Genomic DNA, 26379 nt, shown 5'->3' with positions numbered 1-26379 from the left:
ACAGACGAAGCGCACCGGGCACCGCCGCGAAGGCGGTAAGGGCTCATGTAGGAGATGTCTAGGATGCCGAGTTTGCGCCTTCAGCCCGGTTCACTCACCCCGACAAGCGCTTCGATCATCAGTGACGCCCGATGTCGGGCTTCCCCGGCGGTTACGGTAGTGGTGACTCCGCGCGCAGTAGCGACAACTGACGTGCGGCCACCAAGGCGCTTACGGTAGGCGCCTTTCGGATGCCGACTTCGTACCGCTATGGTGCCTGACAAGGGACATCCGGGCCCGATACCGAGCCATCCTGGTACGACCTGTTCCGGGAGGCTGGCGGAGAGGTTGCGAAGGTACGTGCGCAGACAACCGATGGCCAGCAGCACGGGCATCGCCGCAGACTCGGAGCCGACAGTGGCGCCGGGTTCGCCCGTGGACGCCGAAGACGGCGGGCAGCGCGATGGTCGATCCGCCGCGCCACCGAACCCAGCCGGGTCGGGACTGGCGCGCCTTCGTCGCGCCGCCGCCAACCCCACCAACTGGCGGGTACGCACCAAGCTGATCGCGATTCTGGCCGTGCCTGTCATCGCGATCCTCGCCTACTCGTCCATCGAGGCGGGTACGGTGCTGACGAGCACGCGGGACGTCAACCGGGNGTCCGATCTGACCGAGATCAGCCGCTCCGCGGCCGGGCTGGTCCACGCCCTGCAGGCCGAGCGCACCTACAGCACCGGATTCGTCGCCAGCGGTCCCGTCGGCGCCCGGGACGGGAGCACGATTCCAACCCGCCGGGCGGCGGTCGATGAAGCCTACAGGGCGTACAAGTCAGCTGCGAACGAGCGGCGAGGGTCCTTCGGCAGCGAGGTACGCCGCGCTCTCGACGACGTCAGCAGCCGGATGGACACGCTGCCCGCCAAGCGGCAGACGATCGAAAGGCTGATCGACAGGAAGGCGGTCGAGACCGCCTTTCAGCCGATCATTGACTCACTGGTCAACCTGATCCGGCTGATCCCACAGGGAAATGACGACCAGGAGCTCAACGCCGGGGTCAACACGGCCTACTTCCTGATGTCCGGGACGGAACTTCTCGCCGAGGAGCAGACACTCATCCACGGCCTGTTTACCCGCAACGGGAACCAGGTCTTCACGGCAGACGACTATCGCGAGTTCCTGTCGGCCGAGACCCAGCGGGGCCGCCAGCGCAACGATCTCGAGAACGCCGCTCTACCGAACCAGCTCGCGGTCTACGAACCGACGATCGACACCGAGACCAACGGGGACATCCGCAACACCCAGAATTACGTCGAAGAAATTCTGAACGCGCCCATCGGTCAGCCGCTGACCGCGCTGGAAGCCGAGAAATGGGACCAGGCGACCCAGCGAACCATCGACACCGGCACGGAAGCCGTTGACAAGCTCCTGGGCCTCGTCGACGCCCGCGCGGGCACCCTGCGGGGCAACATCCAGCGCCACGCGCTGCTGTCCGGTCTGCTGATCCTGCTCATCCTGGCCCTCGCCCTGCTCGCCGCACTGATCGTCGCGCGATCGCTGGTCCGCCCCCTGCTGGCGCTGCGGACTGCCGCGCTGGACGTCGCCGACCATCGGCTTCCCGAGGCCGTCCGTCGGTTGCGCGATTCCACCGAGCTGGACATCGACGACTCGATCGAACCGGTCGGTATCGACACCGACGAGGAGGTCGGCGAAGTCGCGCGGGCTTTCGACGAGGTTCACCGGGAGGCGATCCGGCTGGCCTCCGAACAGGCGTCGCTGCGGAACAACGTCAACGCGATGTTCGTGAACCTCTCCCGGCGCAGTCAGGGACTGGTCGAACGGCAGCTGCGTCTCATCGACGAGCTGGAGAACCGCGAGCAGGATCCGGACCAGTTGTCCAACCTGTTCAAGCTGGATCACCTCGCCACTCGTATGCGGCGGAACAACGAAAGCCTGCTCGTCCTCGCCGGCACGGACACCGCTCGGCGCTGGACACACCCCGTCCCACTGAACGAGGTCGTACTGGCGGCCATCTCCGAGGTGGAGCAGTACACCCGCGTCAAGCAGACCTCGGCCGCCGCGGTGTCCATCGCCGGCAACGGTGTCAGCGACGTCGTCCATCTGGTCGCCGAGCTCCTCGAGAACGCCACCTCGTACTCGCCGCCGGCCACCAGCGTCCTCGTCACCAGCCGCTCGCTCGGTCCGGGGGCNGGGGCGATGATCGAGATCGAGGACCAGGGCATCGGCATGCCGGCCAAGGAACTCGAACGGGTCAACGNCCGACTGGCGANCCCGCCGGTGGTCGACGTGTCGGTGTCACGGACCATGGGCCTGTTCGCGGTCGGTCGGCTGGCCAGCCGCCACGGCATTCACGTCCAGCTGCGTGAGTCCGCCTCCGGAGGTATCACCGCTGTCGTCCGGCTGCCTGCCAAGCTGGTGACCGGAGACGGCGGGGCCGGCACGGGACCGGCCCGGCCCGCCGCGCCGGCGTTGGGAACCCGCGTCGGCGACTCGCCGGCCATCCCCGGTTCCCCGACCGGACCGCGTGCCCCGCAGCGGCCGGAACGCACCGGCTCGGGAACTCCCGAACCGGTGGACGGCAGGGTCGCGTCGACGAACGGCACCGGGGCCAACGGGCACCGGACCGCGAGTGAATCCGACGGACCAGAAAGCCTCTTCGACGACTCCAGCGGGCCCCGGCGGTTCCCCAGCACCGGGCCGTTCCCTCTCACCGGGCCGCTGGCCGCCGCTCAGCTCGGATCCGACCGGACGGGTTCGCCGCCCACCGCGGATGATCGCGACTTCGGGCCGGACGACTTCGCTCCCGGCCTCGACGGCGGCACCGAGCGCGACAGCGAGACGGATGGCATCAGCGCCGCTCCGCCGACCCTGCCGCACGATCTACTCGGGCGGGGAGGAAACGACGAGGACCACCCGGTCCCGGGAGCCCGGGAGCGGCCCGGCTCCAGTGGGCAGGACGATCCCCGTGACCCACGGCAGCTCGACGACCGGGGGCTCGACCTCGATGCCCTTCGCGGCCGCGGCCGCACCGCTCCCGGTGGCCGGCTCGAACCGCCCCCCGACGTCGTACCGGACACCCAGACCATCGACCGGCGCGGATTCGGACGACGGGACGATCCGGTCACGGACGAGACGAGACCGGTGTCGTTCGGGGACAACCGCTGGGGGACCAAACCACGTTCCGGCGGCGCCACCGGGCCCGGTCGGACCGGGCAGCCCGACACCACCCCGACACCGCCCACCCCGACACCGCCCGGCCCGACACCGCCCGGCCCGACACCGCCCGGCCCGACACCGCCCGGCCCGACACCGCCCGGCCAGAGCCGGCCCGATGCCGGTGAGCGGCCCCGGTCGGCCGAGGAGCCGCCCCCCGGGGCCGGCAGCGTGTTCGCCCGCTCCGAGAACCGGCCCGTTCCGCAGGAACGATCGGAGTCCACGGAGTCCACGGAGTCCACGGAGTCCACCGGTCCCCGCGACCGGCTGGCGTCGGCGCTCGCGTCCCGGCGGTTGCGCGACACCGGGACGACAGAGGCGGNCTCCGGCGAGGACACCGGCGAACAGACCACGGCAGACCGGGACACCGACGACATCGAGACGTCGCCGATCTTCGACTCCGTGTCGGCGTGGTTCCAGCGACGTTCTCCGTCCGATCGGGCGCCCGCCCAGCATTCGACGGCGGCCGCGGCGGCCCGCCCCACCGGGCCGGGNGCCGGTGGGGCGGCGCCACCGCCCCGTTCCCCGGTCCGTCCGGGGCTCGGTGGGGCCTTCGGGCAACGCGGCCCCGCCCGCTCCGGAGTCGATCCGCTCACGGCTACCCGGACACCGGCACGGGAGGAGCCCGCGACGGACGCGCCGTCAGCGGCTCCGCCCGTCCCGGCCTTCGCGGCCCAGCATCAGACGGCCCCACACCATCAACCAGCAGGGCAATACCAGCCAGCACAGCACCAGGCAACGCCCCAGCAGCCCCCGTCCCGGGNGAACTGGACATCTCCCGGGGACGCCGGCTGGCAGGCGGCCGAGTTGTTGCGTCAGCCGAGCACAGGCGGCGTGACGCGGTCGGGCCTACCGGTGCGAGTTCCCATGACCCATCTCGTGCCCGGCAGCGCCGAACCCGCGCCCCGCCGGCGTCCCACCGACACCTCGGCCAGATCTCCTGAGGCTGTAGGAGGCCGGCTTGCCAGCTTCTACCAGGGCGTACGGCAGGGACGTGATGTCGGAGTCGACACCGCGAGGAATCCTCGACGTGACGCGCAGGAGGAACGGTGACACCCGTGAGTTCTGAAGCCCAGAACCTCAATTGGTTGATCAACAATTTTGTCGATCGCGTCCCGGGTGTCGCCCACACCGTTGTGGTGTCCGCAGACGGCCTGCTACTCGCCGTCTCCGACGGTTTCCCCCGGGATCGCGCCGACCAGCTCGCCGCGGTGGCCTCGGGACTGGTGAGCCTGACCCAGGGCGCCGCCCGCGTCTTCGAGGCGGGCGGCGTCACCCNGACGGNCGTGGNGATGGAGCACGGCTTTCTCTTCATCATGGCAATCAGTGACGGCGCGAGCATGGCAGTGCTCGCGGCACCGTCCTGCGACATCGGTCTGGTCGGCTATGAGATGGCACTGCTGGTCAGCCGGGCGAAGGACGTCCTGACCCCGGCGTTGCGCGCCGAACTGCAGGGAACCCTTCCGCGGTGACCGGACGGCAACACAGGGAGTCAGGGTGAGTATCGATCCCGAGGGCACGCCCGGGCCGGTCGTCCGTCCGTATGCGATGACCGGTGGGCGCACNCGGTCGCGCTATGAACTCGCCATCGAGGCACTCGTCTTCACGACGCCTCTCGGCGAGGAACGAGCGATCGGCCTCAACCTGGAGCAACAGACCATCGCCGCCATGTGCCGGCAGGTGCGATCCATCGCGGAGATCGCAGCCGGCCTCCGGGTGCCCCTCGGGGTGGCCCGCGTGCTGGTAGGCGATATGGCGGACGAAGGCTTCGTCCGCGTCCACCAGCAGCCTGACCGCGACGAGGCACCGGATCTCGCGTTGCTCGAAAGGGTTCTCAGTGGCCTTCGAAAGCTCTGACAACAGGCGGGTCAACTCCGCCGTCGCCACGACCTCGGTGAAGATCGTGGTAGCGGGCGGATTCGGCGCCGGGAAAACCACATTCGTGGGTTCGGTGTCCGAGATCGTCCCGCTGCGCACCGAGGCCGTCATGACCGAGGCGGGAGCCCACATCGACGACCTCACCCACCTGATGGACAAGACCACCACCACGGTCGCCATGGACTTCGGCCGAGTCTCGCTGGACGAAGATCTGATCCTGTATCTGTTCGGCACCCCCGGGCAGTACCGCTTCTGGTTCATGTGGGACGATATCGTGCGGGGAGCCATCGGTGCGATCGTGCTCGCCGACACCCGCCGACTGGCCGATTGCTTCGCCGCGGTCGACTACTTCGAGCAGCGGCAGTTGCCCTTCGTGATTGGCGTCAACTGCTTCGACGGGATCCTGCGGCACTCGATCGAGGACGTCCGGGAAGCACTGCAGGTCAGCCCGGCCGTTCCCGTCATCACCTGCGACGCCCGCAACCGCGACTCCACCAAGAGCGCGCTGATCGCGGTGGTCGAGCACACGATGTCGCGGGCGACCGCAGGGACCTGAGGTGATCCGCCCCGGGGCGGCCGGTGCCAGTCGCCCCGGGCAAGCGAGCCGACCCGAGCTCAGACGGGCGGGGGAAGCTTGCGGAGTTCGGCATCCAGCGGGACCTTGGTATTACCCGTATTGTTGACAATCTTGAGGTCGAAATCGTTCGCCTGCTGGTTCTGGTTCCACTGACCACCGACGAGGGCGATACGAGCCACGTTCTTCGGGACGTTGGGCTGAGCTCCGAACGCCACGGGTCCGACGATGGTCTGGGCGTCGACGTCGCGGATGGCCGTGGCGACGGCTTCTCGGTTGTCGAGGGAGTCGACGTTGCTCAGCGCCTTGACGGCGACCTCGAACAGGGCGTACGAGAATCCAAGGATCTGGGTCCACCCTTGGCCGCGGGCGCTGGTGAAGTCGTTGGCCAGCTCCAGGGACGTCTTGTTCGTCAGCGAGCTGCGGAAGGGATGCGCCGGTGACCACGCCACCTCGGTGGTAAGACCGTCACCACCGGTACCGAGGCCACGCACATCCTCCTGGAAGTAGATCGCCTTGGAGATCGTCAGGGCGTTCGGCGAGTAACCGAAGGTCCTGGTCTCCTTCCGGAAGGTGGCGAAGTCCGCGGCCCGGGACACGCCGACGACGGCCTGCACCCCGTTCTTCTCGAATTCATCGATATAGGTCTTGAATGAGGGCGCCCCGCTTGCGTAGCCGGCTGACATCGGCGACGTCAGCCGGAGATTGTTGTAATTGCGGATGGTGGGAATTCCGAAGTCCGGGTTGGCGAACGCGCGGCCGTCGTCGTCGTCCGGATACATGAGCCCCACCTTGGTGATCCCGAGCTGGCTCCACATCGCGACGTAGGTCGCCACCAGGTCCTCCATGCCCCAGAAAAAGTGGTAGGTCCAGCGGAAGGGCATGTCGACGTTGCCGCCCCGGCCATTCCACCAGGCCTGCCACGGGGCGATTGTGGAGATACAGGGAACCTGGTTGATCTCGCACTGGTCCGCGACGGGAACGGCAGTGTCGGAGGTGCCACCGACCAGCACGATGTCGACCTTGTCCTTGAAGATCAGGTCGGTTGTCGCAATCCCGGCGCCATGGCGGTCCGACTCGGAGTCCCGGACGAAGATCTCGACGGGATAGGTGCGGTTCCCCACCTTCACGCCATCGGCCAAGATCGTGCGCATCGTCTGCACCACATACGAGTCGACCACGCTGTGGCTGCGGAACGCCCCCGTCCGGGACGTCACATAGCCGAGACGTACCTTGCGCGCCGCGCTGGCCGAGGAGGATGAGCCCCCACACGCGGCCAACAGCCCGGCGGCCGGTGCCGCGACCGCCGCGGTCCCGGCCCAGCGAAGCAGACCACGCCGGTTAACGGTCCGTCGGCCGCTCTCCCGGGGAACGGGGACGCCCCCGTCCGCACCGCCAGCCACATCCGTCCTGCCAGCGGCGGCACACCGTCCGCCACCCTCACCACGGTCAGACCTGAGCATGGCACCTGATCCTGCCCCATGCCATCCTGAATCCGACAACGGGGGTCGGAACTCGGCAGATCCCGGGCTACCAGAGGCGCCTTAGATCCGACATATCGGTGTTTCACTTACCGTCAGCGTGGGGATGGATCTCCTCAGTTCACCCCGCAGTATCGGTGCGGTGCGCTGCCACTCGCGGTGAGTTCCAGCGTGCCCTGCGCCTTGTCGCGGATTCCGGCCCCGGGCTTGGCGATGTGCACCCCCGAAAGATCCTTCAGTGGCCCGCTGGTGAACTTCACGTTGCCGATCACATTCCCGCCGTCGTTACCGGCCACCGGCGTGATCGTGTACTGACCGGCGGTGCCGTCCCAGCTGTAGGCACCGGCGGTCCGTTCGACCACGAGCACACCGACGACATTGTCGGACAGCTTCAGGGGATTCGTCCCGGTAACCAGCCGGCATTCCCAACTGCCATCAATCATCGCCTTGCCATTGATCGCGTCCGGGCTGGTCGTGGTGGGCGTCGGCGAGCCACTGGGGGGAGCCGGCGAAACCGACGGCGCGCTCTTGCCGCCGCCATCGCCGCGCAGGAGTGCATAGCCGCCGACCGCGAGCAACGCGAGGACCAACGCAACGGCCAAAGGACCGATCCAATCCTGACGAAGCCAGGCGAGGCGATCCTCGCCGGAGAAGTCCTCGCCCTCCGGCTCATCCCGGGCATCCCCCTGTTCCCGCAGCCCCACCGCGCGGGCATCACGTCCGTAGGCCCGCCGCCCGGGCCCGGAATGGCCGCCGACCCCGGCGCCCTCCTCATGCCGGCCAGCATGTCCACGGCTCCTGGCGCCGGTTCCGCCCGCGCGACCGGCCCGGTCCGCGGTGCCACGCCGGCGCTCGCCGGCGCTCGCCGCACCCCCCTCACCCGATCGCGTCGATCCTGATGACCGGATGGGCTGGGGAGCCGAGACCGGTTGGAGACTGTTGGTGTCGGTCACCGGATTCGGGGTGCGGCGGCGGTCGGCAGGCACACTGCGACCACTCGGTTTGCGCACCGACCGGGAGGGCTGCCAGCCGCTGTCGTCATCCGGCGCGGCGCCGGCACCTCTGGCCTTTCCCGATCCCCGCCGGGGCACCAGGGACGTCCTCTCCGAGGGAGACTCGGGTCGGCGCCCCACCGGCGACAACGGAGTTCCGACCAGGCCACGCGCACCGGTCCCGGCCGGCAACGCGGAGGCGTCTGGCCGGTACAGCGGACGAGCGGTCGTCATCGTCTCCTCGACCCGAGGTACAGCCAGGTCGCCGGGCCGGCCGCTGGCCCGCGACGCATCGGCGTCGACCTCGGCAGCCGCCCGCCGCTCCGGGGCCGCGAGCGCCCGGCCGCGGGCCGGAGCGGACGGCCCGTTCTGGCCGGACAGCCGGTCGGTCGGACCGGCCAACGAGTCCCTCGGNCCAGACNCCCGATNCGCCGNCNCCCGCCAGTCGCTCCCCGTCGCAGCCTCCACCGGCGATCGTCGCCGGGCCACCGGGAGCGGTCCGGAGAGCGGGTCCTGGCGGCCGGGGACCAGTCCGGCGATCCCGTTGGGCCCGTTGGGCGGGAGAGAACGGACGGCATCTCCGGTGCCGGGCAGGGGAGTCCGCCAGCCTGCAAGATCCGCTCCGCCGTCGCGGGGGTCCCGCGGACGATCCTGGCGGGAGCGCAGACGGTCCTGGCGGAAGTGTGGGGGCAGGCCCCCGGTGGCCGGGCCCTGCCGGCCGACGGTGAGGTCGGCGGAGGCGGGGAACGCGCCGTTCCCGCCGGCGGCCTTACCCACGGGAAGGCCGTTGAGGCCCCCGGCGCCGTTGACCCCGGAACCGCCATTGACCCCGGAACCGCCATTGCCCCCGGAACCGCCGTTCGGGCCCCTTTTTCCCGGACCCGGGTCCCTGCCGGGACGACTCGACGCCGATCCCGGCAGATAGGCTTCCGCGCCCCCGAATCCGCGGGGCGGAGTTGATGAGGTCGCGCCCGGACCAGCGGATCCGCCGCCACCGGGACGGACCTCGCCGGCCTCCCGGTTCGGGGCGCCCGGGCCCACTGCGGGCGTGCCCACACCGGGCAGTTGAACACGGGGCAGTTGAACACGGGGCGAGCTGTGCCCGTTCCAGGGATCCGTCGAGGAGTATGCGGTTTGGGGCCCGGCATCAGACGGCGGCGCGGCGGCGGTCACGCCAAAGCTCTCGGGCACCACCGGGAAGGCCGGGCCGGTGACCCGGCTCGGGGTGCCCGACTGGCCCGGAACTCCCCTGAGGTCCGCCGGCGACGTGGGAACGGCCCGGGACGGCAGCGCGGGAACCGGTCGGGCGGAGATCGGAAACCCACCGGTGAACGGGTCCGCGGAAGCCCCNCCCCCCGGTCTCGCCCCGGAGGTGGTTCCCGCCGCCCCGCCGGCCCGTGGGGAACGGCCCATGTGCACCGGTCCCGACGGCGGACCGGTTGGGACCGGGTAGGTCTCCTGACCGGGTCCGCCCACCTGCGGGTCGGACGGCGTCGTAGCCGTCCTGGACGCCGCGGACGGTGGCGGGGAGGCCGAGGGGAGGTAGGACGTCGGCCGGGACGCAGCCGGCGGCGGACCGGCGGAAACCCGAGGACCCCTGGGAACAGGAGGAGCAGGAGAAGCCACCGGAGCGGCGGATGACACCGCCGGGGTGGACGGGCCCGCGGGAGCGGGGGGGGTCACCGAGATGCCCGGCGGGCGTCCACCGGCGGGTCCCGGCGCCGGACCGTCCCAGGTGGTGGTCACGTCGAAGGGATCGGCGGGACGCGCACCGCCGCCTGCCGGCGGCATGGCTGGTCGCGGTCCCGGCGCCGGCTCACGCCGGGACCGGGGGTTCGGATCCCAGGATGTGGGCGCGGGCTCACGGGAGACAGGACGGGCTGCCTGCTCGCCCACCCGCTCCACCGCGAAGAAATCGTCGTCACGACGGGGGGCAGCCGGGCGCCCCGTGGCACCGTTGCGGTCGGTGTCATAGGTCGTCACAGAACTATCACCCGCCTCCGGGTGCGGGCGCCGGGCGTCGGCGACGTTATCCCAGCTTCAGGCATCATGGCCGCTGANCCGCTGTATTTGATCATAGGGCGGCATCTCCTGCCCCCCCTGGTCAGCACGATGCGGGCAGTCATCGTGTGGACGTGCGTCGGGTAAATGTGTGATCTGGTCACGCCGCCGGGTCCCCCGCCCAGCCGGACGAATGCACGTGGAGCAGCCTCGCNCCGGCNGGGGCGGTCTNGGGATGTGNCCCGGANAATCGCACCGCCATGACCGCCCACCGATGCGCGAAGGACGTCCTATCACATCACCGACGAAAAAGCAATAGCACTCTCGTCCGTCGTCCCGTAGCTCATCCAGGCATCTGACAATAGTTCTATCAGCCCACTGTACACTGGTAATCGTCATCGCTTGTCACGGCAGGCGGCATAGATCTCCCGCACGATGCGCTGCGACGACTCGGACTGGACGTTGTCACTGAACCGCTGGTACTCCTCCTGGGTGTAGCCGGCTTCCAACTTCTCCAGCGTGCAGGTGCAATAGCCTTCGTTACCGTTGCTGACGTCGAGGCACGAGCTGAGATATGCCTGACGGACCTCCGGGGAGTAACGGCCCTTCTCCGCCGCGGCCGGGCCGGCCGCGGTCCCGGAGTCCGATCCACCGCCGCCGAGGGCGAGGAATCCGATGACGCCGAGCCCGAGGCAGACGAGAACGACGGCGGCGCCGATCAGCAACGGCGGACGGTCGCGCACGTGCTGGACGAACGCGGTGACCCGTGCCGGCAGCCCGCCGGCCTCGTCGCGCCGGGCCGTCGCCCCGCGCCGGGCCGTCGCCCCGCGCCGAGCCGTCGATTCACGCCGGGAGATGGGCCCGGACGGTGCCCATCCACTGTCGTGCTCGTCGAACGACCCGGCGTACGGCCCCGGCTCGTCGTCCGGATCGTCGTCCCACCGCGATGTGCCGTCCGCCGCACCGCCGGCGGACGGGGCGTACGTCGCCGCCAAGCCCCCGACACGCCGGATCTCGCCGGTCGAGTCGCCGTCGCCCCAGGTCGTCTGCGCCGCGGCCGGCCCGGCGGACGCAGCCACCGGATCGACGGGATCCGCCGCACCCGCGCGGCGGGCCGGACCGGTCAGATCGCCCCGCTCCGACGGCCCGTGCGGTGCAATGACGTCCGCGGCCGGTTCCCCCCACCGGCCGCGCTGGCCGGTGGGGCCGTAGGGTGCCAGCCCCCGCGCGTCCGGCTCTGACGGCGTGGCCACCACCCCGCCCATGGTGCGGGGTGGATCGGTGAGCGCCCCGCCCCAACTCGGCGGTGCCGGAGCCGCTTCCACGGCACCGGGTCCGGCACCGGGTCCGGCACCGGGCGACGAGCCGGCAGCACCGGGCCGCCCACCAAACGAACCGCCCTGCGCTCCTACCTCGGACCCGACCCGACCGGACCCGGGCTCCCCGGCCGGACCGGCACCGAAGGCGGGCCCACCGGGATGGTTGCCGAATCGCGCCGAGGCCGACGAACCAGCCGGCGGCGCTGCCGATGACGGCTGCCAGGTCTGGGCAGCCTCGTCCCAGACGTAGGCACCGTCGTCGCTGACCCAACGGCCGTGCTCGTCGAGGCGCATCTGTCGTCCTTCATGCCGGAGACGGACCGCTTCCAGGGTGCCATGTCGGGTAAGAGGCCGGATCGACCGGGTACCGCCGGTGGTGACACACCATGGGCACATCCGTCGAGCTCGCGCATCAGCGAGCGACACCTCACGCGACGGCTACCGCCTCGCGGGACGCCCGACGACCACGCATGACGTGCGTCGTCGGTCACGGACCGGCGGTCACCATGATCTCCGCCTTCTGGAACTCCTTCAAAGTTGCGTATCCCGTCGTCGCCATTGCCGTGCGCAGACCGCCGGCCAGGTTGAGGACACCGGTTCTGGTCGCCGTGCCCGGACCGGTCACGATCTGCGCGAGCGTCCCGGTCGGGGTCACCGGCGACCAGCGTCCCCGCGGCAGGTCGGAGTGCAGCACGTCCATCGGCCAGGCCCCGCCCTGGCCCGGGGCCTCCCGTGCGGCCGCGAGCGCCGCGTCCACCATGACCGCGTCCGCGCCGCAGGCCACCGCCTTCGCGACGTCGCCGCCAGTCCGAAGATCACCATGCACGACGACGTGGACGTAGCGGCCGCCCGACTCGTCGAGATAACGCATGCGCGCACCGGCCGCATCCGCGATCGCGGTGGCAAGCGGCACGCCGACCCCGAGCTCGTCCCGGGTGCGGTCACCGAAGCCGGACCCGACGCCCACGATGACACCGGCCGCCCCGGTGCGCATGAGGTGCAGTGCGGTGGAGAACGACGCGCACCCGCCGACCAGCACCGGGATGTCCAGCTGGCCGATGAACCGTTTGAGGTTGAGCGGCTCGCTGCGGCGGGACTGATGCTCCGCCGAGACCGCCGTACCGTGGATGACGAGCAGATCGATCCCGGCGGCCAGCACGTGCGGGCACAGGGCCTTGACCTTCTGCGGACGCAGCGCCGCGGCCACGACCACCCCCGCGTCCCGAAGCTCGGTGAGACGCTGCGCGATCAGCCCCGGCTGGACCGGCGCGGAGTACAACGCGCGCAGCCGCTCGGTCGCCGCGTCCGGGCCCTGGGCGGCCCCGATCTTGCTGAGCTCGGCGATGTGGTTCTCCGGCTCCTCGTACCGGGTCCACAGCCCCTCGATGTGCAGAACACCGAGACCACCGAGCCGGCCGAGCGCGATCACCGACGCGGGTGAGGTCACCGCGTCGGCCGGAGCGGCCACGAGCGGCAGGTCGAACCGGTAGGCGTCGATCTCCCAGGCGAGCGAGACGTCCGCCGGGTCACGGGTCCGACGGGACGGAATGATGCCGACGGCGTCGAGACCATACGCGATCCGCGCGCTCTTGCCGATGCCGATCTCGACCTCTGCCACTGCTGGCGCCTCCTGATTGGGCCGGCGGGCTCGTGCCGACCGGAAAACTGACGTATCTGCTCCACGACTGACCGAACATCCCGGTGACCATCCGATCGGGTGGCCACCGGCTCGTCCCACCCTGCCGAGGTGACCGCGCCCGAGACACGACGGCCGTCACCGGCCTGGGGACGGCCCGGCGACGGCCTGGTCGGTCGCGCGACGCGATGGCGTCAGCGCGCGGAGTTGTAGTTTGGCGCCTCGACGGTCATCTGGATGTCATGGGGGTGGCTCTCGATCAGCCCCGCCGAGGTAATACGGATCAGCTGCGCCTCGTCCTGCATCCGCCGGATGGTGGGCGAGCCGGTGTAGCCCATCGCCGCCCGCAGACCGCCGACCAGCTGATGGGCCACGGCCGCCAGCGGACCCCGGTAGGGCACCTGGCCCTCGACGCCCTCGGGAACCAGCTTGTCATCGGAGAGCACATCGTCCTGGAAGTACCGATCCTTCGAGTACGACCGCGCGCCGCCGCGGCTACGCATGGCGCCGAGTGAGCCCATACCCCGGTAAGCCTTGTACTGCTTGCCGTTGATGAAGATCAACTCTCCCGGGCTCTCGTCGACACCGGCCAGCAGGCTGCCCAGCATGACCGTGTCGGCGCCGACGGCGATGGCCTTCGCGATGTCACCCGAGTACTGCAGGCCGCCGTCGCCGATCACCGGCACACCGTGCTCCCGGGCGATGCGCGATGCCTCGTAGATGGCCGTGACCTGGGGGACGCCGACGCCGCTCACCACCCGGGTGGTACAGATCGAGCCGGGCCCGACCCCGACCTTGATGGCGTCCGCCCCGGCCGCGATCAGCGCCGCCGCGCCGGCTCCGGTCGCCACGTTGCCACCGATCACGTCGAGCGGCCGACCGTCCACCCCGGTCGGCATGTCGGTCTTGATCCGGCGCACCACGTCGGGCACGGCTCGATGATGCCCGTGCGCGGTGTCCACGACGAGGAAGTCGACCCCGGCGGCGACGAGGACCTGGGCGCGCTTGTAGGCATCCTCCCCCACGCCGACGGCGGCGCCGACCATCAGCCGGCCGTCGGTGTCCTTGGTGGCATGCGGGTACTGCTCCCGCTTGGTGAAGTCCTTGACGGTGATCAGACCGCGCAACCGGTCACGCTCGTCCACGATCGGCAGCTTCTCGACCTTGTGGCGGCGGAGCAGGGCGAGCGCGTCCTCCGGCGAGACGCCCACCGGTGCGGTGATCAGCGGCATCGGAGTCATGACGTCCTGCACTCGACGCGAGTAGTCCCGCTCGAAGCGGATGTCCCGGTTCGTCACGATGCCGACCAGCCTGCCGTCGGATTCCGTCACCGGGACACCCGAGATCCGGTACCGCGCCATGAGGACGTTCGCGTCCTCCAGGGTGGCGCCGGGTCCGCAGGTCACCGGCGCGGTGATCATCCCGGACTCGGAACGCTTCACCATGTCGACCTGCTGCGCCTGTTCGTCGATCGAGAGGTTGCGGTGCAGCACCCCGACCCCGCCCTGGCGCGCCATCGCGATGGCCATGCGGGCCTCGGTCACCGTGTCCATGGCCGACGACACCAACGGCACGGCGAGATCGATGCTCCGCGACAGGCGGGTCGTCGTGTCCGCCTCCGCCGGTACCAGATCGGAGGCGGCCGGAAGCAGCAGCACGTCGTCGAAGGTCAGCCCGAGCATCGCCAGCTTCGGCGGTACCGCGGCGGCCTCGGCCCCCAGCAGGTCGGGACGCGCGCCGACGTGGGTGCCCACCCCGGCCGGCAACGTGAAATCGGTGGCGAGGGGACCGTTCATGGCACCTTCCATTCCGCGTTGACCGAGGCCGCGGACCCAGACCGACGCCGCGGCACGAGCCCGCCCGCCGTCCTGGAGTGACGGGCCGCGCGCAACGGCGAAAAAGTCTACCTACTACCAGAACCGGGTTACCAGAACTGGGCTACCAGAATCGGGCACCGAGCGGCGGCACGGACTCCATCGTAGAGGTCACCGGCACCTATCGGCGGTTCCAGCGTGACCGACATCGCCATGGATGACATCTTCCTATACCACAGCGCCGTCCAACGTGCCTGATCCGGACCCACGCGCCCGGCAGAACAGCGGACCGACCACGACGGACCATGTCCGGAGGGCCGCACATCGGTGCCGAGACTCCGGATCGGGACCACTAAGCAGTCCGGGCAAGCGTAGCGTGGTCGTCGTGAGCGACGAGCCTGTCGACCCCTTCGCGGGCGACCCCGAGGATCCGGCTGCCGAGCTCGCGCGCCTCGACTCCGTTGACGACCTCGACCTGCTCGAACCGCTGTCCTTGCACGAGCGGGAGGAAGTCCTCGCCGAGCTGGGGGACCTCGACGTCTTCCGCACGCTGCTCGAGCCGCGCGGCTACCGCGGCCTTGTCGTCGACTGCGAGGGCTGCGCCGAGCCCCACTTCTTCGACTGGGACCTGCTGGTCGGCAACCTGCGCAACCTTCTCAACGAGGGGCGGACGAGAGTCCACGAGCCGGCGTTCGCGCCGAACCCGTCGTGCTACGTCAGCTGGGAGTACGCTCGCGGCTTCGCCGACGGGATCTACGAGGCGTCCGCCGCCTCGGAGGCGGACTCGCGCTGAGGCGGCCCCGCGTCGCCGCCTGGCCGGACACCCGGCCGGGTAGATCCCGCGTGCCGGGGATGACCCCGGCCGGGGTGGATGCCGCGCGCCGGCAGAGCGCGGCCGGCGGTGGCCACGCTAATTCCCGCTCAGGCCGTGTGACCGGCCGACCACCGGGGTAGGCGTTCGACCGTCAACAGAAGTTCCGCCGGACCTGCGGATCCGGCGCGGTCGGTCGGCCATGACGGAACACGGCGCCGGCCGGGAGTCCCGCGGCCGACTCGGACCCTGATCCGCCTGAGATCCCTGGACATCCAGGGACTTCCCGACCGTGTAACGGCCGGGCGGAACGACCCGTGACGCAGGCTCACCCGGGTGAAATTTCAAGATCATCCAAAGGGTGGCCCAGTACTACGGTGAAGCGGCGGCGCTTGCCGCTCAGGTCGAAAGGGGGCTCAGACCGATGACCGACGTCCGACGACTTCCAGGCCCCGGCGCGGAAAAGTGGGAATGGCAGCTGCACGGGGCGTGCCGTGGTGAGAGCACGGAGCTCTTCTTCCACCCGGAGGGCGAACGGGGGCCGGCCAGAGCCGCCCGTGAGGCCGCGGCCAAGGCGGTCTGCGCCCGCTGCCCGGTCATCCGCGACTGCGGTGAGTACGCGCTGACCGCCCGGGAGCCCTATGGCGTATGGGGCGGGCTGAGCGAGTCCGAACGGGATGCGATCCTCACCGGCCGCTCCCGGCGGGGGGCCGCGAGACGCACCCCGGCCCGCCCCGGACTCGCACCGGCCTGCTGAAGGAGGGCCGCCGGGTGCCGATAGGCGGACGGGTCGGGATATCCGGTCCTGGTCTCCTGGATCACCCACGACGGGTGAGTGACCCGGCAGCGACCCAACGCGCCGACGGCCCAACGCGCCGGAGCCCGGTCGATCCTCTGGGACCGACCGGGCTCCGGACGTACCGGGGCCCGGGGGCCGGGCCGCACCCGGCGGGGCCCCACGACGCCAATCCGGTCAGAAACCCGGGCCCTGCGGGTGGCTGTGCCCGTGGCCGTGGCCGTGGCCGTCCTGGGGAGCGGGCTCCGCCGGCTTCTCGACGACCAGGCCCTCGGTGGTGATGAGCAGAGCCGCGATCGAGGCGGCGTTCGCCACCGCCGACCGGGTGACCTTGACCGGGTCGATGACGCCGGCCGCGATCAGATCGGTGTACTCGCCGGTGGCCGCGTTGTACCCACGACCCGGCTCGAGCTCCTTGACCTTGGAGACGATGACCGCGCCCTCCAGACCAGCGTTGCGCGCGATCCACGACAGCGGGGCGTCGAGCGCGCGGCGCACGATCCGCACCCCGGCGAGCTCGTCCCCGGTGCGACCGAGCCCGTCATCGAGCACGGACGCCACGTGGGTGAGCGCGGAACCGCCGCCGGCGATGATGCCCTCCTCGATGGCCGCGCGGGTAGCCGACACGGCGTCCTCGAGGCGGTGCTTCCTCTCCTTGAGCTCCACCTCGGTGGCGGCGCCGACGCGGATGACCGCGACCCCACCGGCGAGCTTGGCCAACCGCTCCTGCAGCTTCTCGCGGTCCCAGTCGGAGTCGCTGACCTCGATCTCCTGCTTGAGCTGACGCACCCGATCGGCGATCGAGGAGGCCTCGCCAACCCCGTCAACGATGGTGGTGTTGTCCTTGTCCACCACGACCCGCCGGGCCCGGCCCAGGTCGGCCAACGTCACCGCGTCGAGGGAAAGACCGACCTCCGAGGCCACCACCTGGCCGCCGGTGAGCACGGCGATATCCTGCAGCAGTGCCTTGCGGCGGTCCCCAAACCCGGGAGCCTTGACCGCGACGACCTGGAAGGTCTTGCGGATCGAGTTCACCACCAGGGTGGACAGGGCCTCGCCCTCGACCTCCTCGGCGATGATCAGTAGCGGCTTGCGCTCCTGGACGACCTGCTCCAGCACGGGCAGGATCTCGTTCAGCGCCGAGATCTTGCCCGGGTAGAGCAGGACGTAGGCGTCCTCGAGCACGGCCTCCTGGGCCTCGGCGTCCGTGACGAAGTACGGCGAGATGTAGCCCTTGTCGAACTGCATGCCCTCGGTCAGTTCAAGGTCCAGCCCGAGGGTCTGGCTCTCCTCGACCGTGATGACGCCGTCCTTGCCGATCTTGTCGATCGCCTCGGCGATCAGTTCCCCGACCTGCGGGTCCTGAGCGGAGATGGCGGCGACCTGGGCGATGGTCTCCTTCGAGTTGACCTCGATGGCCTGCTTCAGCAGTGCCGCGGAGACGGCCTCGACGGCGGCCTCGATGCCCAGCTTCAGCGTCAGTGGGGCGGCCCCCGCGGTCACCTGCTTGAGACCGAAGCGCACCATCTCCTGGGCTAGCACGGTCGCCGTCGTGGTGCCGTCGCCAGCCACGTCGTTGGTCTTGGTGGCGACTTCCTTCGCGAGCTGGGCGCCCAGGTTCTCGTAGGGGTCCTCCAGCTCGATCTCGCGCGCGATCGTCACCCCGTCATTGGTGATCGTCGCGGCGCCGTAGTGCTTGTCGATGACGACATTGCGACCACGCGGGCCGATCGTCACCTTGACCGCGTTGGCCAGGGCGTTCACCCCGTGCTCGAGCGCGCGGCGGGCGTCCTCGTTGAACGTCAGAATCTTCGGCATACCTGGTTGTCCTCCCGACACCGAATACCGGTGAAAAACAGCAGGAGCGCGCCCCGCCGGCGAGCCCGGCGGAAACCGGGCGGCCGCCAGCGGGACGCGCCCCTTGGTGCTACCGGCGAGCGACCTACTTCTCGATGATCGCGAGGACGTCGCGAGCGGAGAGCACGAGGTACTCCTCGCCCGAGTACTTGACCTCGGTGCCGCCGTACTTGCTGTAAAGCACCACGTCGCCGACCTTGACGTCGAGCGGGACGCGCTTGCCGTCCTCGAACCGACCCGGGCCGACCGCGAGAACGATGCCCTCCTGGGGCTTCTCCTTCGCCGTGTCCGGAATCACGATCCCGGACGCGGTGGTCTGCTCCGCGTCGGAGGGCTGCACGACGATGCGGTCCTCGAGCGGCTTGATAGCAACCTTGGTGGCGGTCGTCACGATCGACCTCCCCCTTCCTGCGCTGGATGAGAGAGCGACCCTGGCGGCCTGCCGTCGCGGGTGAACAGGCGCCTGTTGTCGCTGGCACTCTCACGTGCCGAGTGCCAACTTAGCACCCGCGCCGCAGACGTCAACCAAGACGGTCGGATCTGTCAAGACGGCAGGAATTCGGGTCGNCCCGAGCCGGCCTGGCCAAGGCCCGGCTCTCCTTCGCGACGGCCCGTTCCCGCCGGTCGGCGCCCGGCGCCACGAGGCCCCATGAGCACATGAGCACATGAGCACCCGGGGACATGGGGGGCACCATGAGGACATGATCTGGATGTGGGAGGCCAAGGCGGCGCCCGGCCGGGCGAGCGGCCTGCGGGACTGGGCGATCGATGCGCTCGCGGGGCGGGACGGCGAGGTCTACGTCAGCAGCCAACGGGGCGAGGATCTCGTCGTCATCATGCTACGGACGCCGCCCGATGCGGGCATGTCCGTACAGNCCNCNGGGNACNCCCGCTGTCCGCTGCCGAAGCCACCGGCCGAGCTGGCGAACGGCGATCCGCATACCTGGCAGTTCGAGCAGGTACACCCGCCGCACTGATCGGCCGCGTCCGGCACTGCCGCGTCCGGGCCGTGTCCGGCACCCGGCCAGGGCCGGATCACCCGGAGGCCGAACCACCCATCGGAAAGGGACCGCCAAGCGGAACAGGACTACCCGTCGGACGGGGCCGACTGACCGGGGCACGTCCCGTCCGGTGCGCACGCCATCCCAATGTCCCGCGCGTCGATCTCCCGCCTGGCGGCGTCGCAGGCGGCCGCTCCGTGCGTGGGGTCCACGGCAAGCATGTGGGCAGCGACACGCCGCAACAGATCGATGAAGGTCGCCCGTTCCGCCGCAGTCAGCGGGGAGAGCACGTGCTGATCGACGAGAAGCCGATCCTCCTGGCTGGCCCGGTACAACTGGNCCCCGTGCTCCGTCGCGGTGATGATCCGGGCCCGCCGGTCCGCGGGATCGGGGTGCCGCTCAACCAGGCCGGCCCGCTCCAGATCATCGACCAGGCGGACCATCACCGTCCGGTCGATGCCGAACCGACGGGCCACCTCGATCTGGTTGCGCGCCTCACCCTCGACCGCGGCACCGAGAACGTGCAGCCCACGCAGCCCGCCGGGCACCCGGCCGACGGCGGCGGCCGAAGCGGCCGCATAGCCGTACCGCACCTGCCCCAATAGCCAGCCGAGGTCCTTCCCCGGGCCGTCGGGGAGGCTCTCCAGCCCCGGGGGAAGCCCGGCGGCCACCGCCGCGTCGCTCACCCTCACAAGGTACAGGCCCACAGAGGAATAATCTACCGCGATATAAGTGCTTAAGTAGACAATCTACTGTTAAGATGTTCCATGAATCCGATCTTCCCGTCAAAGAAGATCGATCATATTGATGATCGAATAATGATGGAGGGTTCCCCCGATGCCGCACCTGCTGCACGTCGACTCGAGCCTCGCCACCGAGAGCTCGACGTCCCGATCGATCGCCACCATCTTCGCCGAGGCCTGGCGCGAGGCGCACCCAGACGGGATCATCACCTATCGTGATCTGTCTGTCACCCCTCCTCCGCACCTGGACTGGGCGACCGTGTCGGCGAGGTTCACCCCGCCCGAGCAGCTCTCGGCGGAGCAAGCCGAGGCGGTCAAGAAAGGAGAGGAGCTGATCGCCGAGGTGGAGGCGGCAGACGAGTACCTGCTGTCGGTACCGATGTACAACTACGCGGTGCCGTCGACGTTCAAGGCGTGGATCGACCAGATCATCGTCATGGGACGCACGGTGCGGCAGGCTCCGGACGACAGCGCCCTCACCGGCAAGAAGGTGACGGTGGTCACCGCCCAGGGCGGGTCCTACGGGCCAGGCACACCCAAGGAGGGCTGGGATCACCAGNAGCCCTACGTGGCACACATCCTGGCGGCACTCGGCGCCACGGACATCGAGTTCATCCGCGTCGAGATGACGCTCGCCCCGGTGAATCCNGCGCTGGCCGAGTTCATCGACCTGTTCCAGCGCTCCAAGGCGGAGGCGGCGGCCGCGGCTCGGCTACGCGCCTCCGTCTGAGCCGTCCGCCCCACCCGTCGCGCGCCCGGCCGTAGACAGGCCGGGACGCCGGCGGGATACGAGGAGAGGACGGCTGGCCGGGCTGTACCGCCTGGTGACGGTGGGGTCAGGCGGGNGTCAGGGCTCGACCCGAGAGGTGATGAGCAACGTCGCCTCGACGCGGTCGAGCAGCTCCGCGTAACCAACGGTGTCGATCTTCCGGACCCGCATCACGTAGGCATCTCCACCGGAAGGCTGGTAGTAACCGCGGCGCAGCCCAATGTCGACAAAGCCAAGCCGGCTGTAGAGAGCACGGGCCGCCTGGTTGTCGGTGCGGACCTCCAGCCCACAGTTGCGGGCACCGGCCCGCCGGGCGTCGCGCAGCAAGGCGATCATCAGACGGGCGCCCACCCCCCGCCCGCGCATCCGGGGCACGACGCCGATCGTCTGGATGTAGGCGCCGTCCTCGGCGAGCGCCAGCCCCGCATAACCGACGATCGCGGACGTGTCGTGCGTCGGGACGCCCTGTGGACGCCACAGCGCCGTCAGGTACCGCCGCTGCTCGCCCTGCGCGAGTTCGGACCAGAACAGCTCGGCCGTCCACGGATCGATGTCGAATACCGTCTGCTCCAGCTCGGCGACCATCGCCACGTGCCACCAGCGCATCGGAGCCAGGAGCAGATCCGGCCCATCCGGACCGGCGGGGNGTGGTCGCGGCTGCGTCAAACCGTGACCGGCTTCGGTGTGTGCGGTTCGGCCGCGTCCGGCCGCCGCAGGTAGAGCGGGACGAGGGGCTGGGGAGCACGCCCGGCCAGCACGTCGGCCCCGGCGAGACCGACGAGCAGCTCTGGCCGGGGATAGCCGTCGTCCGGCTGACCTGCGCCGGGCGCGGGCACCTCCCCGGCGGTGGCACCGGCCGTGGTACCGGCGAGTTCGGCGAAGATCTCCGGGTAGAGCACCGTTCCCGGGCCNACGACGCGGTCGACACCGAGGCCGCGCAGGAACCGGACGACGTCGGCCGGACGGCCAACGGCCGGATCGCCGACCCGCACCCCGTCGCGGTAACAGGCCCAGAAGACCTCGCGCCGACGGGCATCCGTCACGACGGCGACGGAGCCGCCGGTGGCGGCACCGATGGCATCCAGCGAGCACACCCCGTGCACCGGCACGCCTAGTGCGTCGGCGAAGGCGGCGGCGGTCACCATCCCGACCCGCAAACTGGTGAACGGCCCGGGACCGGCGCCCACGACCACGGCGTCGAGATCGGTAGGGCGGGCACCCCCCTCGGCGAGCACCGCGCGCATCGACGGCGCCAGCAGCTCCCCGTGGCGGCGGGCGTCGACGGTGACCATGACCGCTCGCGGCCACACGTGCACCCCGGGCGCGGCGNGCTCACCACCCGTCCCACTCACCGGCCGCGCGGGGTCGGACGACGTCAGCTCGGCGAGCGCAACCGAGCACGCTGCCGTGGATGTGTCAAGAGCCATCACCAGCACTCGTCCAGACTACGGATCGCCTCGCCGACCACGGCGGGCACCCACCCCACCACCACGATGCCACCGATGTCACGCCGCGCGCGGCGGGNCGATGCGGGGAGTCTCAACTCACCGGCGCACGTGCGCGCAGCCGTTCGATCCAGCTGGCCCCGGACGGGACGAGGCGGACTATCCGAGTCTCCCCGACCTCGTCGGCACGTGGCCGGGAGATCACGATCTCCAGATGATCCTGCGTGAGACGTTCCGCGAGACCGGCACCCCACTCGACCACGGTGACCGAGGTGTCGACGTCGGCGTCGAGGTCGAGATCGTCGACCTCGACGACCCCACCGAGCCGGTAGGCGTCCACGTGCACGAGGGGAATCCGCCCGTCCGGGTAGATCCGGGCAAGCACGAACGTCGGCGAGGTGACCGTTTCCCGCACGCCCAGCCCGGCCGCGATCCCCTGGGCCAGAACCGTCTTGCCCGCGCCGAGCGGGCCGGAGAGCACGAGCAGGTCCCCGGGCCGCAGCAGGGTAGCCAACCAGGCCCCGAACTCCCGCATGCGCTCCGCCGTGGACACCTCGACCGTGTTCATGCGCCTTCCGTCGTCGCCTCGCTCCGGGGCCCGCGTGGGGAGACGGAGGATGTCTCGGACCGCGCCGACCGACCGGTCCGTCCCGACCCCGACCGACCGGTCCGTCCCGACCGACCTGTCTGTGCCGGCGCCGACCGACCTGTCTGTGCCGGCGCCGACCGGCCTGTCTGTGCCGACCCCGACCGCGGGCGCGGCATGGCGCGTGGCGCCGTCGCCTGCCGCGCAATCTCCCGGATTGCGGCGTTCACCACGTCCGGGCGTTCCAGCATGATGGCGTGCCCGGCGCCCTCCTCGACGATGAGCTCCGCCCGGGGCAACGCCTCCGCCAGGGTACGGCTGTGGGCGAGCGGGGTCATCAGGTCAACGTCCCCGACGATGAGCACGGTCGGGATCTCCGCCAGTCGCTCGGCCGCCGCGAGCCGATCGTGGTCGAGCAGGGTGGGCAGGAACGCCGCGATGACCGGGATCGGGGTGTCCGCGACCATGGTCTCCAGGAAGGAGACCACCGACGGCGGCAGTTCGGTCGATCCGAACCCGATGCGCCGCGTCAGCTCCCACGACAGGTCGCTGCCCCGCCGCCGGGCACGTTCGAGCAGGCTCGGCGCGTGCCGCATACCAACCGCGAAACCCGGCAGAACGCGGCGGACCACCCCGGTCACCGACGCCGGCAGCCCGAAGGTCAGCCGGGCCAGCTCACCGGCGCTGGTGGCGAGCAGGGCCACCCCGACGATGCGGTCATCGAACAGTTCCGGGTGGGTGTCGGCCAGGCCCAGCACCGTCATGCCGCCCATCGAATGGCCCACCAGGATAATCGGCCCCCGGGGGACCCGCTCGGTGATCACCCGGAAGAGGTCGTCGGCGAGTGCGTCGATAGTGCAGTTCTTGACCTCGGACGGCCCGGAACGCCCATGCGCCCGCTGATCGTAGAAGACCATCCGGCCGAGGTCTGTCAGCGCCCGCTGCTGCAGGATCCAGGAATCGGCCGTGACGCAGAACCCGTGGACGAACACCAGCGTCACCGGGGCGTCCGACGGGCCGGTCTCCTCGATATACAGCGGAACACCGTCCCCCGCGATCACGGTGGTGACCCAGCCCCCGATCGGCCCCATCCGCGCGTCGGACGCGAGATCGGCCGTCTCACGCCGACGGCGGATCANCCGCCGCTCGGCGACCAGGCCCGCCGCGACGGCGGCGGCACCAACCACCCCGAGCGATCCCGTGGCCCGAGCCGTGCGGGAACCCGCGATCGCACCCACGGTCTTCGCCATCGGCGCCACCTCTCCTCGGTGCCTCTTCTGCACCGATGATGCACCCGGCCACGCCGGCCGACGGGCCCCCCGGCCGGGACGTGGGGGGCGTCGGCCGGGACCTGGGGACGTCGGATGCGCGGCCGGGGAAGATCACCGGTCCTGTGCGCGGATCCCGTGCTCAGGCGAAGCCCGGCATCGGGAAGGCTGCGGTCAGCTCGGTGACCTGCTCCCGGACCCGGGTGATGGTCGCGGTGTCGCCGACCACGGCGGCCTTGACGACATCGTCGATCCAGCCGGCGAGCACCGGCATGTGACCGACCCCCAGACCGCGGGTGGTGATGGCGGCGGTTCCCAGCCGGATACCGGACGGGTCGAAGGGCCTGCGCTGGTCGAAGGGCACCGCGTTGTAGTTCAGCTCGATCCCGGCCTGGTCGAGCGCCCGGGCCGCGGGCTTGCCACCGATGTCCCTGCTGGTCAGGTCGATCAGGATCAGATGGTTGTCGGTACCGCCGGTGACCAGGTCGAAGCCCCGCTCCACCAGGGCCTCGGCCAGCGCGCGGGCGTTCGCCACGACCGCGTGCGCGTAGTCGCGGAACGCGGGTGCCGCCGCCTCGCGCAGTGCGACGGCGATCGCCGCGGTGGTGTGGTTGTGCGGCCCGCCCTGCAGGCCCGGGAACACCGCCTTGTCGATCGCGGTGGCGTGCTCGGCGTCGGAGAGGAGCATCGNCCCACGCGGGCCGCGCAACGTCTTGTGCGTGGTGGTGGAGATCACCGGGGCGTGCCCCACCGGCGAGGGGTGTGCCCCACCCGCGATCAGCCCGGCGATGTGCGCGATGTCCGCGACGAGCACCGCCCCGACCTCCCGCGCGATCGCGGCGAACCCCGGGAAGTCGATCGTCCGAGGGATCGCCGTACCGCCGCAGAAAATAATCCTGGGACGCTCGGCCAGAGCGAGGTCGCGCACCTCGTCCAGGTCGATGCGGCCGGTGTCGGCGCGCACGCCGTACCGGACACTGCGGAACCACGTGCCGGTCGCGGAGACGCTCCAGCCGTGGGTCAGATGGCNGCCCATCGGCAGCGACAGGCCCATCACGGTGTCCCCCGGCTCGGCGAAGGCCAGATAGACGGCGAGGTTCGCCGGGGAACCCGAGTACGGCTGGACGTTGGCGTGCTCGACCCCGAACAGCGCCTTGGCACGGTCGACCGCAAGCGTCTCGATCGGATCGATGACCTGCTGGCCCTCGTAGTAACGCCGACCGACGTAGCCCTCGGAGTACTTGTTGGTCAGCACGGAGCCGGACGCCTCCAGCACCGCGGTAGAGACGTAGTTCTCCGACGCGATCAGCCTGATCGACGAGAACTGGCGCGTGGCTTCGGCCTCGACGAGACCGGCGAGTTCGGGATCGGCGACGGCGAGGTGGGGAATCGGTGGTTGATGCACCTTGACCTCCGGCAGGTCTGATCCGGCCGGGGGTGCCCAGGCGCGCGGCACCGTTCCGCTCGATCGCTCCCCGGTGGTCAGTTCCACCTCGATGCGCCAGTCACGACTCCGGGCCGAGTCTAGGGGATGAGCCCCGCCCCACAGCACCGGATCCACGCCGGTGCGACGCGTCGCGACGGCACCGGGCGTCGCGAAGACGACAAATGTCGTGAAGACGACAAGCCGGGCGCAGGCCACAGCACCGACGTCCACCGGACCGGGTGGGAGCGGGCCGACTACCGTGGAAGTGCCGCCCCGGCTGGATCGGCTGGATCGGCTGGATCGAGAAGCCGGGAGCGGACGGATCCAGTGGGATCAGATCGATCAGCGAGTGTGGACCGGAGGCGGAGATCGTGCGGCTGAGGTGGCACAGGAGCAAGGACATCCCGGCGAGCGCAGGCCGTCGTCTGACGGGCCCGGAGCGCGCCGCCGCACTAGGGGTGCCGGACGACACCGAGCCGGCCGAGGGCCCCGGCGCCGCGGCTCCGGCTCCGGTGCCGGCCGGGCCGGTGATGCTGACACTGACCNCCCGCTCCCGCCTCGAGGAGGCCGAGCGCGAGGCCGCCGTCTCCCGTCCCGTGCGTCGGCGGATGGAGCGCGGCTCGCTCGGCGGCCACGTGTCGCCCACCGGCGGTCACGGTTCCGGCGGTGCCTGCGGCCCCGGCGGCTGCGGCTGAGCCCGCATCCCGCATCCCGCATCTTCGACTCGTCCGGCGCCGCCCGGCGGGCCGTCAGACGTAGCGGCGGGGGNCCCNAG

22 protein-coding genes and 1 riboswitch are annotated in these 26379 nt (G+C 70.6%); of the genes, 9 read left to right on the top strand and 13 right to left on the bottom strand.

Annotated features, from left to right (window positions below; all coding sequences use genetic code 11):
• Nucleotides 1–354: 354 nt before the first annotated feature.
• The 4 genes from CED_RS02765 (at nucleotide 355) to CED_RS02750 (ending at nucleotide 5641) form a co-directional block, all read left to right on the top strand.
• On the top strand, nucleotides 355–4260 hold the full coding sequence (locus tag CED_RS02765; protein WP_035908487.1) for a nitrate- and nitrite sensing domain-containing protein: 3906 nt from the start codon (nucleotides 355–357) through the stop codon (nucleotides 4258–4260).
• Nucleotides 4257–4679 carry a roadblock/LC7 domain-containing protein gene (locus tag CED_RS02760; RefSeq protein ID WP_084680666.1) on the top strand — a complete coding sequence of 141 codons (423 nt, stop codon included), beginning with the start codon at nucleotides 4257–4259 and terminating at the stop codon, nucleotides 4677–4679. The genes CED_RS02765 and CED_RS02760 overlap by 4 nt, the downstream gene beginning before the upstream one ends.
• Before the next feature lie 25 nt (nucleotides 4680–4704).
• Entirely contained in the window at nucleotides 4705–5064 is a 360-nt protein-coding gene (locus CED_RS02755; RefSeq protein ID WP_011435095.1) for a DUF742 domain-containing protein, read from the top strand.
• Nucleotides 5045–5641: an ATP/GTP-binding protein gene (locus CED_RS02750; protein WP_011435094.1), complete on the top strand. Its 597-nt coding sequence runs from the start codon at nucleotides 5045–5047 to the stop codon at nucleotides 5639–5641. The genes CED_RS02755 and CED_RS02750 overlap by 20 nt, the downstream gene beginning before the upstream one ends.
• 59 nt (nucleotides 5642–5700) lie before the next feature.
• Here CED_RS02750 and CED_RS02745 read toward each other — a convergent pair whose 3' ends face one another.
• From CED_RS02745 to guaB, 5 genes are all read right to left on the bottom strand, one after another.
• On the bottom strand, nucleotides 5701–7122 hold the full coding sequence (locus CED_RS02745; RefSeq protein ID WP_011435093.1) for an ABC transporter substrate-binding protein: 1422 nt from the start codon (nucleotides 7120–7122) through the stop codon (nucleotides 5701–5703).
• 134 nt (nucleotides 7123–7256) lie between these two features.
• Nucleotides 7257–8534, bottom strand: a complete 1278-nt coding sequence (locus tag CED_RS24165; protein ID WP_160172357.1) for a hypothetical protein — start codon at nucleotides 8532–8534, stop codon at nucleotides 7257–7259.
• A gap of 1994 nt (nucleotides 8535–10528) precedes the next feature.
• Nucleotides 10529–11746 (bottom strand): hypothetical protein, encoded by a 1218-nt coding sequence (locus CED_RS02730; protein WP_023839777.1) that lies wholly within the window; start codon nucleotides 11744–11746, stop codon nucleotides 10529–10531.
• Between the two features lie 193 nt (nucleotides 11747–11939).
• Nucleotides 11940–13070, bottom strand: a complete 1131-nt coding sequence (locus CED_RS02725; protein ID WP_011435090.1) for a GuaB3 family IMP dehydrogenase-related protein — start codon at nucleotides 13068–13070, stop codon at nucleotides 11940–11942.
• 212 nt (nucleotides 13071–13282) lie between these two features.
• The gene (gene guaB, locus CED_RS02720) at nucleotides 13283–14884 is read right to left on the bottom strand and encodes an IMP dehydrogenase (RefSeq protein WP_023839778.1); all 1602 of its coding nucleotides are present in this window, start codon (nucleotides 14882–14884) and stop codon (nucleotides 13283–13285) included.
• 394 nt (nucleotides 14885–15278) lie between these two features.
• Here guaB and CED_RS02715 point away from each other — a divergent pair, with 394 nt between their 5' ends.
• Nucleotides 15279–15695 (top strand): DUF5319 domain-containing protein, encoded by a 417-nt coding sequence (locus tag CED_RS02715; RefSeq protein ID WP_023839779.1) that lies wholly within the window; start codon nucleotides 15279–15281, stop codon nucleotides 15693–15695.
• A 442-nt stretch (nucleotides 15696–16137) separates the two neighbouring features.
• Nucleotides 16138–16470 carry a WhiB family transcriptional regulator gene (locus CED_RS02710; protein ID WP_011435087.1) on the top strand — a complete coding sequence of 111 codons (333 nt, stop codon included), beginning with the start codon at nucleotides 16138–16140 and terminating at the stop codon, nucleotides 16468–16470.
• Between the two features lie 216 nt (nucleotides 16471–16686).
• Here the strand turns inward: CED_RS02710 and groL are convergent, their stop codons facing one another.
• Both groL and groES read right to left on the bottom strand, forming a co-directional pair.
• Nucleotides 16687–18327, bottom strand: a complete 1641-nt coding sequence (gene groL, locus CED_RS02705) for a chaperonin GroEL (RefSeq protein WP_011435086.1) — start codon at nucleotides 18325–18327, stop codon at nucleotides 16687–16689.
• Between the two features lie 124 nt (nucleotides 18328–18451).
• Nucleotides 18452–18760, bottom strand: a complete 309-nt coding sequence (groES, locus tag CED_RS02700; protein ID WP_035729604.1) for a co-chaperone GroES — start codon at nucleotides 18758–18760, stop codon at nucleotides 18452–18454.
• Between the two features lie 307 nt (nucleotides 18761–19067).
• Between groES and CED_RS02695 the strand changes: the two genes are divergently transcribed.
• Complete coding sequence (locus CED_RS02695) at nucleotides 19068–19343, top strand: hypothetical protein (RefSeq protein WP_035908485.1); 276 nt, start codon at nucleotides 19068–19070, stop codon at nucleotides 19341–19343.
• A 110-nt stretch (nucleotides 19344–19453) separates the two neighbouring features.
• Here the strand turns inward: CED_RS02695 and CED_RS02690 are convergent, their stop codons facing one another.
• Nucleotides 19454–20053 (bottom strand): MarR family winged helix-turn-helix transcriptional regulator, encoded by a 600-nt coding sequence (locus CED_RS02690; protein ID WP_035908482.1) that lies wholly within the window; start codon nucleotides 20051–20053, stop codon nucleotides 19454–19456.
• Nucleotides 20054–20204: 151 nt separating this feature from the next.
• Here CED_RS02690 and CED_RS02685 point away from each other — a divergent pair, with 151 nt between their 5' ends.
• The gene (locus tag CED_RS02685; protein ID WP_035908481.1) at nucleotides 20205–20840 is read left to right on the top strand and encodes an FMN-dependent NADH-azoreductase; all 636 of its coding nucleotides are present in this window, start codon (nucleotides 20205–20207) and stop codon (nucleotides 20838–20840) included.
• Between the two features lie 117 nt (nucleotides 20841–20957).
• Here CED_RS02685 and rimI read toward each other — a convergent pair whose 3' ends face one another.
• The 5 genes from rimI to glyA form a co-directional block, all read right to left on the bottom strand.
• The gene (rimI, locus tag CED_RS02680) at nucleotides 20958–21485 is read right to left on the bottom strand and encodes a ribosomal protein S18-alanine N-acetyltransferase (protein WP_023839783.1); all 528 of its coding nucleotides are present in this window, start codon (nucleotides 21483–21485) and stop codon (nucleotides 20958–20960) included.
• Nucleotides 21486–21541: 56 nt separating this feature from the next.
• Nucleotides 21542–22306: a tRNA (adenosine(37)-N6)-threonylcarbamoyltransferase complex dimerization subunit type 1 TsaB gene (gene tsaB, locus CED_RS02675; protein WP_051868642.1), complete on the bottom strand. Its 765-nt coding sequence runs from the start codon at nucleotides 22304–22306 to the stop codon at nucleotides 21542–21544.
• 112 nt (nucleotides 22307–22418) lie between these two features.
• Nucleotides 22419–22892 (bottom strand): tRNA (adenosine(37)-N6)-threonylcarbamoyltransferase complex ATPase subunit type 1 TsaE, encoded by a 474-nt coding sequence (gene tsaE / locus CED_RS02670; protein WP_011435079.1) that lies wholly within the window; start codon nucleotides 22890–22892, stop codon nucleotides 22419–22421.
• On the bottom strand, nucleotides 22889–24160 hold the full coding sequence (locus tag CED_RS02665) for an alpha/beta fold hydrolase (protein ID WP_035908558.1): 1272 nt from the start codon (nucleotides 24158–24160) through the stop codon (nucleotides 22889–22891). Before CED_RS02665 ends, tsaE begins: the two co-directional genes overlap by 4 nt.
• A 160-nt stretch (nucleotides 24161–24320) precedes the next feature.
• Nucleotides 24321–25583 (bottom strand): serine hydroxymethyltransferase, encoded by a 1263-nt coding sequence (gene glyA, locus CED_RS02660; protein ID WP_035908557.1) that lies wholly within the window; start codon nucleotides 25581–25583, stop codon nucleotides 24321–24323.
• Between the two features lie 27 nt (nucleotides 25584–25610).
• A riboswitch (ZMP/ZTP riboswitch) is annotated at nucleotides 25611–25697 on the bottom strand.
• Between the two features lie 278 nt (nucleotides 25698–25975).
• On the opposite strand from glyA, the gene CED_RS02655 reads away from it, so the two are divergent.
• On the top strand, nucleotides 25976–26299 hold the full coding sequence (locus CED_RS02655; RefSeq protein WP_035729718.1) for a hypothetical protein: 324 nt from the start codon (nucleotides 25976–25978) through the stop codon (nucleotides 26297–26299).
• Nucleotides 26300–26379: the final 80 nt, after the last annotated feature.

This window comes from Frankia sp. CeD, assembly GCF_000732115.1.
GTDB classification, from domain to species: domain Bacteria; phylum Actinomycetota; class Actinomycetes; order Frankiales; family Frankiaceae; genus Frankia; species Frankia casuarinae.
Note: the sequence above shows the minus strand (reverse complement) of the source record. Positions and strands in the feature narration are given on the sequence as shown.